The following is a 269-nucleotide window of genomic DNA, read 5'->3' on the forward strand; positions in this document are numbered from 1 at the left end:
GGCTCGGAGCGTCGGATCACCAATGTTGCTGCTGGTTCCGCCGACACGGATGTGGTGAACGTCTCGCAACTGAAGGCTCTCTCGGAGCAGGTCGATACCACGGCGACGCACTACTACAGCGTCAACGATGGTGGTGCGGCAGGTGGCAACTACAATAACGATGGTGCGACCGGTCTGAACTCGCTGGCCGCTGGCGTAGACGCCCTTGCCTCGGGCACCGGCGCTGAGGCGATCGGCAACAATGCCGCCGCTTCCGGCGAATTTGCTTC

The 269-nt window shown here is 62.5% G+C and carries 1 pseudogene; it reads left to right on the forward strand.

Annotated elements, in window-relative coordinates:
- Positions 1–269: pseudogene (locus tag KVS69_RS19655) on the forward strand (hypothetical protein); the annotation flags it as partial.

The sequence above is a fragment of the Stenotrophomonas sp. GbtcB23 genome, assembly GCF_019091045.1.
Classification (GTDB): domain Bacteria; phylum Pseudomonadota; class Gammaproteobacteria; order Xanthomonadales; family Xanthomonadaceae; genus Stenotrophomonas; species Stenotrophomonas rhizophila_A.